The sequence below is a fragment of the Phormidesmis sp. 146-33 genome, assembly GCF_052939515.1.
On the sequence record NZ_JBJPHU010000190.1, the window covers coordinates 1 to 7,877 of the forward strand.

8 protein-coding genes are annotated in these 7,877 nt (G+C 51.6%); 5 read left to right on the top strand and 3 right to left on the bottom strand.

The annotated features are described in order from the left end of the window. The coding region (gene tsaD / locus ACJ2PR_RS34140; protein ID WP_446880381.1) for a tRNA (adenosine(37)-N6)-threonylcarbamoyltransferase complex transferase subunit TsaD at nucleotides 1-1,041 on the bottom strand (1,041 nt) is incomplete at its 3' end. A 169-nt stretch (nucleotides 1,042-1,210) separates the two neighbouring features. Here tsaD and ACJ2PR_RS34145 point away from each other — a divergent pair. The 3 genes from ACJ2PR_RS34145 to ACJ2PR_RS34155 all read left to right on the top strand — a co-directional run bounded on the left by ACJ2PR_RS34145 (nucleotide 1,211) and on the right by ACJ2PR_RS34155 (nucleotide 2,566). After that, on the top strand, nucleotides 1,211-1,711 hold the full coding sequence (locus ACJ2PR_RS34145) for a Photosystem I reaction center subunit III (protein ID WP_446880382.1): 501 nt from the start codon (nucleotides 1,211-1,213) through the stop codon (nucleotides 1,709-1,711). Between the two features lie 25 nt (nucleotides 1,712-1,736). Beyond that, the gene (locus tag ACJ2PR_RS34150) at nucleotides 1,737-1,862 is read left to right on the top strand and encodes a photosystem I reaction center subunit IX (RefSeq protein ID WP_446859254.1); all 126 of its coding nucleotides are present in this window, start codon (nucleotides 1,737-1,739) and stop codon (nucleotides 1,860-1,862) included. Nucleotides 1,863-1,954: 92 nt separating this feature from the next. Continuing rightward, a complete protein-coding gene (locus tag ACJ2PR_RS34155) occupies nucleotides 1,955-2,566 on the top strand; it encodes a DUF3318 domain-containing protein (RefSeq protein ID WP_446880383.1) in 612 nt (203 codons plus the stop codon). A 6-nt stretch (nucleotides 2,567-2,572) separates the two neighbouring features. Here ACJ2PR_RS34155 and ACJ2PR_RS34160 read toward each other — a convergent pair whose 3' ends face one another. Both ACJ2PR_RS34160 and mrdA read right to left on the bottom strand, forming a co-directional pair. Beyond that, on the bottom strand, nucleotides 2,573-3,154 hold the full coding sequence (locus tag ACJ2PR_RS34160; protein ID WP_446880384.1) for a Uma2 family endonuclease: 582 nt from the start codon (nucleotides 3,152-3,154) through the stop codon (nucleotides 2,573-2,575). 37 nt (nucleotides 3,155-3,191) lie between these two features. Then, nucleotides 3,192-5,015 (bottom strand): penicillin-binding protein 2, encoded by a 1,824-nt coding sequence (gene mrdA / locus ACJ2PR_RS34165; protein ID WP_446880385.1) that lies wholly within the window; start codon nucleotides 5,013-5,015, stop codon nucleotides 3,192-3,194. A 375-nt stretch (nucleotides 5,016-5,390) separates the two neighbouring features. Here mrdA and ACJ2PR_RS34170 point away from each other — a divergent pair, with 375 nt between their 5' ends. Continuing rightward, a complete protein-coding gene (locus ACJ2PR_RS34170) occupies nucleotides 5,391-6,518 on the top strand; it encodes an ABC transporter ATP-binding protein (protein ID WP_446880386.1) in 1,128 nt (375 codons plus the stop codon). A gap of 42 nt (nucleotides 6,519-6,560) precedes the next feature. Continuing rightward, a complete protein-coding gene (locus ACJ2PR_RS34175; protein ID WP_446859259.1) occupies nucleotides 6,561-7,682 on the top strand; it encodes an ABC transporter substrate-binding protein in 1,122 nt (373 codons plus the stop codon). The last annotated feature ends 195 nt before the right edge of the window (nucleotides 7,683-7,877 follow it).

Consider the following 7,877-nt stretch of genomic DNA (forward strand, 5'->3'; position numbering starts at 1 on the left):
CTTCTGGTACAGCTTCATCACCTCTGAAACGGGTAGTCTTGACAGCGCTCCCAGGGTTAAGGGCGACGTGTGCCCTCGCTCCAAATGTTCTGCCGCCGCACAGCCGATCATCGCGGCATTGTCAGTACAATACTTCATCGGGGGAAACATTACCTTGAGATTGTGCTGACTCGCAGCCGCTTGTAGATGTTGACGCAGACCACTGTTGGCCGCCACGCCACCCCCGATCGCAATCGTCGTCAAGCCATAATCCAATGCACAAGCGATCGCTCGTTTGGTCAGGGCCCGCGCCACGGTTGCCTGAAAACTTGCGGCCAGATCTTCTACAGGTAAGGGCTGCTCGGTTTGCTGAAGTTTTTGAGTCAATCGCAGCACGGCCGTCTTGAGTCCGCTAAAGCTGGAATCATAGGGATGGTAGCCGCCTTCTGGTCGAGAGACCTGCCCCTCTGGAAGCGGAAAGGCTTTGGGATTGCCCTGGGAAGCGAGGCGATCGAGAATCGGGCCACCCGGATACCCCAACCCCATCAGCCGAGCCACTTTATCAAACGCTTCTCCCGCCGCATCGTCACGGGTTTGTCCCAAAATCTCGTACAGACCGCACTCTTTGACGTAGATCAAACTGGTGTGCCCCCCAGAAACCAGCAAACAGAGAAAAGGGGGTTCCAAGGTTGGGTCGCTCAGATAAGAAGCGTAGAGGTGTCCTTCGAGATGATGAATACCGAGAAACGGTTTGTGATGAATCAGGGCTAACGTCTTGGCGGCCGTCAAACCCACGAGTAAGGCACCGACCAGACCAGGGGCGCAAGTGGCTGCAATGCCGTCAATCTCTGACCACTGTAGGGTTGCTTCCTCTAGAGATTGAGCGATCGCTTGATTGACAATTTCCACATGCTGGCGAGAAGCCACTTCGGGCACGACTCCCCCATACTGGCGATGAATGGCGACCTGAGACGAGACAATACTACTGAGAACTTGACGATTCTTTACGATCGCGACCGCCGTTTCGTCACAACTTGTTTCAATTGCTAAAACCGTTGCCATTTGCTGGTAATTTTTGGAAGGAATGGGCTATCTCAGCGTAGCTTATTGCTTGAGCTGGGCGATTCTAATTCCCATAATTAGAGAACTGAGTTTTGGCAAAACTTCGCTTTAGAAACGCTCGATCGCTTCGATACTAAAAACTTTGCACACAACAAAGGGAAACAATTTCATGCAACGATTGTTTGCTCTAATTCTCGTTCTCGCCCTTTGGCTTGGGTTTACCCCGTCTGCCTCTGCGCTCGAATCGGATGTTTCAGGACTTCTCGTTCCCTGTGGACAATCAGAAGTTTTGGCCCAACGAGTCAAAGACTCCGTAAACGCTAACGCCAAGGCTCGTCTTCAAAAATACGCCGATGCAGGCTTGCTCTGCGGTAAAGAGGATGGATTGCCTCATTTGATCGCAGATGGTCGCGTTAACCACGCTGGAGAATTCATCATTCCAGGTTTGCTGTTTTTGTATCTGTCTGGCTGGCTCGGCTGGGCAGGTCGCAACTATTTGCAAACCGTTCACAAAAATGGCAACAACGAATACAAAGAAATCCAAATTGATGTGCCTGTGGCCATCGGATCTTTTGCGTCTGCGTTGCTTTGGCCGTTGATCTTTGTGAAGGAAATCCTCAGTGGCGAACTTCAAGAAGACGATTCCAAAATTCCTGTTTCACCCCGCTAGGATAGTCAGTTCTTAGGAGGCTACTATGTCCAATTTCTTGAAATATCTTTCCAATGCACCTGTTTTGGCCGTTCTCTTTACGAGTGCTGTCTTGACGGTGTTTATTTTGATCAATTCGGTTGCTCCCGATTTGCTGTTCTTGGGACAGTAGTTTTTGGGACAGTCCTACACGACAGGCAGTTTGGCCCGCCCAAGGTAAGCTAGATTGCCTGTCAACTCAGCTTCTTGCTCTAAAATCAGAACATGATGAACCCTGAGCCAGAACTTCGTCGTCTTTTAGACCTCATGCCCGCGTCTGGGCGGATGGTCACTAAGCTGGTTAGCAAGCCAGAACAGCGATCGGTGATTGATGCGCCCTTTCCGATGCCCTGGGTGCGCGATCGTCCGATTTATATCAATTTTGATTTTTGGAGTCGGCTGTCTCGTCCTCAGCGCGATCTATTATTACTGCGAATGGTGGGCTGGCTGAGTGCGGTCAAATGGCTCAAGCCGAATGTCAATCTGGGTCTGGTTGCGGCAGGTGCGATCGGAGTCGGAGTCGAGGTGATACAGCACGATTTTGTTGGGGTTGCGGCCGCGAGTGCTTTGAGCGCGATCTCCCTGTCTCAAATTTGGCGCAGCAATCGCAGTTCTCGTATCGAGTTAGACGCAGATGAAACGGCGCTAAAAGTCGCTCAACGTCGAGGATACAGCGAAACAGAGGCGGCTCGAAGCTTGCTATCTGCGATTGAACTGGTCGCCCAACTCGAAGGCCGGGGACTGAGCTTTACAGAACTGATGAGAATGCAGGCTTTGAAAGCGATCGCAGGCTTCTCCCCGGTGGGTGTCCCTGACGCAATCAGACGAGAACCTTGATAAAGGTCAGGTACTCAAGACTTGTTGAGTTGTCAATTTCAAGTCTAAGAAAACGGCAGAGACGATCGGCTCATCACCCTGAAACACTTGATCATCGTAAGCGCCATCTTGCAATGTGCAGACTGTTACTTGTAATTTGAGCGGGTCAACAATCCAGTATTCAGAAATGTCTAACACAGCGTACTCCGTGCGCTTGGTTCGATAGTCGTCGATCGCAGTAGAGGGGCTGACGACCTCTATCACCAACTTTGGCGGTTGCTCGTGGGCGCGAATAATGGCCTCTCGCTCCTCCATCGCATTCCACTGCTCGATAGGTAGGACGGTAATGTCAGGAATCCGACAAGTATCCCAACGATTGCCTCTTGGAGACTGAATGCCTACGGTAAAGCGCTGCGAAGTCCAACCAAGATTCATCCGCGCTATCTCTGCATTCAAGCAGTCATCCAGGAACTTGATAACTTTGCCATGCTTGCCCGTTCCTAAGCTCATGGGCCTTAATTCCCCTTTCACTAGCTCAAAGCGAGTCCCTAACCCGTCGTCGTAGGTCAGGTACTCCTCAAACGTCATTCTCAGCTTTGTCTGTGTCATCTGCCTCGTTGGGGCGTAGTCTCTCAATATTAGTCCTTTAATCTCTGGGAGCGGCCACCACTTCGGCCGCCTGCTTTTTGGCTTTGTCGGGGTGAAAATAGGCTTCTAGCACCTGACGCACCATCGGAGCCGCAAACGAACCGCCCCCCCCACCCGAATTTTCACCAAAGGCAACCACGACAATTTTGGGCTTATCAACCGGAGAAAATGCCCCAAACCAGGTGTGAGATTCGCGTCCAAAATCCTCCGCGGTGCCGCTTTTGCCCGCGATCGCCAGATCTGTCCCACTAAAGGCCGCTGTTGCCGTTCCGCCATTGACTACGCCCTTTAGCCCATCCTGGAGAATCTGAATCGTTTCGGGCTTGAGGTTCAGGGGTTCGCGCCAGTGTTGAGCCGATTGATTGTCTTGCAGCAGGTGAGGTTTGACGCGGTAGCCGCCGTTGGCCGCGATCGCAAACATAACGGCAACCTGAAGCGGCGTGGTTTGCAGATAGCCTTGTCCGATCGACATGTTCACGGTGTCGCCCAGATACCAGCCTTCACGAATTTCTTTTTGCTTCCAGGCATCATCGGGGACAAGCCCAGCCGCTTCTTCGTCTCCCAACTCGATCCCGGTTTTTTGCCCAAAGCCAAAGCGCCGCGTCCATTGAATCAGCGTCCGATCGCCTACACCCATCCCAATCTGATAGAAAAAGGTGTCACTACTCCAGGTCAGCGCCCCCACAAAGCCCTGTGGCCCAAATCCAGCGTGGTTCCAGTCGCCAAAGTCAATGCCCCCGACTCTAATCGATGCCGAAGTCGCCAAAACCGTATCGGGCGAAAATTTACCTGACTCAATCCCCGCAGCCGTCGTCACAATCTTGAACGTACTGGCAGGCGGATAGCCTTGAAGGGCACGATTGACAAACGGATGATCGGCGCTCTGCAACCGTTGCCACTGACTGTCACTGATGCGCGTCGAGAAGAGATTGGGATCGAATGCGGGACGGCTGACCATTGCCAAAACTGCCCCATTGTTGGGGTCAAGCGCCACAATTACGCCTTTGCGATTTCCCAACGCCGTTTCGGCCGCTTTTTGCAGATCAAGGTCGATCGTCAGCGCCACATCTTTTCCCGCGTGGGTTTGCTTTTCGCCGAGAATTTTGACCACATTGCCCGCACCATCGACTTCAACCTGCTGACCGCCCCACTCTCCGCGCAAATCTTTTTCTCTCGCCGCCTCAATGCCCATCTGACCAATCACGTCTCCCAGGCGATAATTTTCGTGCTTGTGGCGCTCTAGAGACTCGTCGCTCATCTCTCCCGTATAGCCAATCACATGGGCTGCCAAGTCGCCATTGGGATAGTTGCGAACCGCTTCGGCATCAACTTGAACGCCATCTAACTCAGCCGCGTATTCGGCCAGCGCCGTCACCTTTTGGGGACTAATGCCCCGTGCGATGCGAACTCGATAGGGCGAGTTGTAGCCTTCGCTTGCGAGCCGCTTTTGGATATCTGCGACGGGAATGTGAAGAATCTGTGAAATCCGCTCCAGGGTTCTGTCCCATTCTCCACGCTTTTTAGCAAGGGGCCAGAGAAAAACCGAGTGTGACAGCCGACTGCCTGCGAGAATTTTGCCTTTGCGATCGAGAATCTTTCCCCGTTCAGGCTGTTTGGGCAGGAGTCGAATCCGGTTATTTTCGGCCAGCTTTCGATTTTGAGTGCCCTGTACCAGTTGCAGGTAGGCGATCCGACTTCCCAGCCCTCCAACCACCATCACCGCCACCGCCGACATCAGAATCAACGCCTGGTTGCGCCGCCCCACACTGCGAGGATTTTTTTGATGAGCGATCGTAGCTGGAGAAGGTTGCAACAAAGTCATAGATTCCGCAACTGAAACAACATCAATCAAGAATGGACAGCCCAAAAAGTGTATGACGATATGGGGTATTTACTGACAAAATCAGGCATTCTAGGGCTAATCACTGACAAAATAACGCCAAATCAATACAGGCTCTTCAACGTTTCTTTAGATAATGTTACCTGATTGCTCGATCGGGCATTGTTTCAGATTACTTGTTTCGGGTTCAATGGGTAAAATAAGCCAGACCTGAATTTACCGATCGTTCTGCTTAGGCCCTTGACTTTTAGCGTTTTGATGGAGAGACGATAACCCCTTAATCGCTCAAATCCCCTCGTCTAAAGCTCAAATAAGGCTCAAGCCTCACAGTTCCAGTTTCACCAGGAAATCGTCACTATGTCTCAGACGGCAACGCAGAATCAGCAAGTTTCAGGCATCAACGTTGGGCTTGATGTTGAGCTGCGAAAGGTGTTTAAGGTGTTTAACGGAGAGGCGGCCGTCCGAGGGGTTGATCTCAGTATTTACCGAGGGGAATTCTTTAGTATTCTCGGCCCCTCTGGCTGTGGAAAAACAACCACCTTGAGGCTGATTGCCGGATTTGAAGCCCCGACTGCGGGAGATGTCCTGATTCGCGGAACGTCGATGTTGAATGTTCCGCCTTACCGCAGACCTGCCAACACAGTGTTTCAAAGCTATGCGCTGTTTAGCCACATGACGGTCTGGGAAAACATCGCCTTTGGGCTACGAATCAAGCACCGCAGCAAAAGTGAAATTCAGGATCGGGTGCGAGAGGTTCTAAAACTGGTCAAGATGGAGAGTTTTGCTAATCGCTTGCCCAATCAAATGTCTGGCGGTCAACAGCAGCGAGTTGCTTTGGCCAGAGCGCTGGTAAACCGTCCGATGGTCTTGTTGTTAGATGAACCGCTGGGCGCGTTGGATCTGAAATTGCGAAAAGAAATGCAGGTTGAGTTGTCTAACTTGCATCACGAACTGGGTTTAACCTTTGTGATGGTGACCCACGACCAAGAAGAAGCGTTGAGTCTGAGCGATCGCATTGCTGTCATGCACGAAGGTCAAGTCGAACAAATTGGCACACCCAGCCAGATCTACGATCGTCCTCAATCCTCCTTTGTGGCTGACTTTATCGGCGACACCAACCTGTTTCGCGGCAAAATCGAAGGCGCACACCCCGCGATGCTATGGATCAGAACCGAGTCAGGACTAAAAATGAACGTGCAGCCCTCAGACGTGAGCGGTCAACCTCTAACTTCTGGCTCAGTTGTCGTTAGCGTTCGGCCAGAAAAAGTGAATCTCAGTTTAGATCCCTTTGATGACCAGACCAACTGCTTTGAAGGTCGATTACAAAATGTAATGTATCTGGGAACCCATGTGCATTACGTTGTGCAATTGCGATCGGGCGATTACCTCACTGTCCGTCAGCCCAACGCGCTCAATGTTCCTTCTGCCGATACGCCGATCTTTCTCTACTGGGATGCCAGCGACTGTCTTGCTTTGCCAGGTTAACTGAATCTAGCGAGAGTTCAATTTTTAAAGCGGATGGCTGCCATGACTGACTTTTTATCTCACCGCCCATCTTTAAAGGGTCGTCGCCGTTTTTTGCAAAGCTCGATCGCGGCTGCCTCCACAATGGCGCTCTCAAGCTGTGGGTGGACGTTAGCTAAGGTGCAAACCGATCAGGTGAGACGAGGCGCGTCAGATGAACTGCACATTTACACCTGGTCAAGCTATGTTGATCAAGCTTTGATCGATGCCTTCCGGCAGCAAACGGGCATCAAAGTCATCTCTGATATTTTTGAATCTAATGAGACGATGCTGGCGACGTTTCAAGCGGGCAAAGCCGGAACTTACAGCGTGATTTATCCTTCTGACTACAAAGTGGTTCAGATGGTGAAGCTGGGCTATCTCAGCGAACTAGAGCACGATCGACTCGAAGGCATTCGCAATATTTTGCCCCGCTTTCAGCAGTCCGTTCACGATCCTGGCAATCGCTACAGTGTGCCTGTAAGTTGGGGAACGACGGGACTGATCTACAACAGCGACAAAATAACCGAGCCGCCCACCGATTGGAACTACCTCTGGGAAAACAAAGATAAGCTGTCTCGGCGGTTGACTTTGCTAGATGATATGCGCGAAGTCATGGGGGCCACGCTGCGATCGCTCGGTTATTCCTACAACTCCACCGATCCCCAGCAGATCAAACAAGCCTTCGATCGCTTGATGGAACTCAAACCCGCGATCGCCACCTTCACCTCTGACGCATGGCGCGATCAGCTGATCGCCGGAGATTTATCACTCTCAATGGGCTACTCAGCCGATGCCGTCAACGTGATGAGTGAGAGTCCCAAACTGAGATACGTCATTCCCAGCAGTGGCACTTCGCTCTGGAGCGACACAATGGTTATTCCCAAAACCGCTCCCAATCCCGATGGGGCTTATGCCTGGATCAGTTTTATGCTACAGCCCGAAATTGCTGCCAGAGTTACAGAGCGCTTATTTTTTGCCACACCCAACGCGGCCGCCTTTAACCAACTCCCCGCCAACCTACAAAACAATCAGAGCCTCTTTCCGCCCAAAAACCTTCTCGACAGATCTGAAACCCTCGCCCCCGTAGAGAAGCCCGTTTTGGAACTCTACGACAAATACTGGACAAGGCTGACGAGTAGCTAGAAGGAGGCATGAGGGAGAACTTCGATGATCTGTTTCCCCTTTGGGGGTAATCCGCTGCGCGAGGAGGGATGAGAATTGTGTTAATCCGCTGTGTGAGAGAGAGGAAGAGAGTATTGTAGAGTGGCGTAGAAAGGTCGCTAAATTAACGTGAATTCGATGGAGTTTTCTCGCTTCGTTATTCAGCACTTCTGCCCC

Coding starts and splice junctions, on each gene's coding strand:
- ACJ2PR_RS34170 (WP_446880386.1), top strand. CDS start 5,391: ATGTCTCAGACGGCAACGCAGAATCAGCAAGTTTCAGGCATCAACGTT.
- ACJ2PR_RS34160 (WP_446880384.1), bottom strand. CDS start 3,154: ATGACACAGACAAAGCTGAGAATGACGTTTGAGGAGTACCTGACCTAC.
- ACJ2PR_RS34150 (WP_446859254.1), top strand. CDS start 1,737: ATGTCCAATTTCTTGAAATATCTTTCCAATGCACCTGTTTTGGCCGTT.
- ACJ2PR_RS34145 (WP_446880382.1), top strand. CDS start 1,211: ATGCAACGATTGTTTGCTCTAATTCTCGTTCTCGCCCTTTGGCTTGGG.
- ACJ2PR_RS34175 (WP_446859259.1), top strand. CDS start 6,561: ATGACTGACTTTTTATCTCACCGCCCATCTTTAAAGGGTCGTCGCCGT.
- mrdA (WP_446880385.1), bottom strand. CDS start 5,015: ATGACTTTGTTGCAACCTTCTCCAGCTACGATCGCTCATCAAAAAAAT.
- ACJ2PR_RS34155 (WP_446880383.1), top strand. CDS start 1,955: ATGATGAACCCTGAGCCAGAACTTCGTCGTCTTTTAGACCTCATGCCC.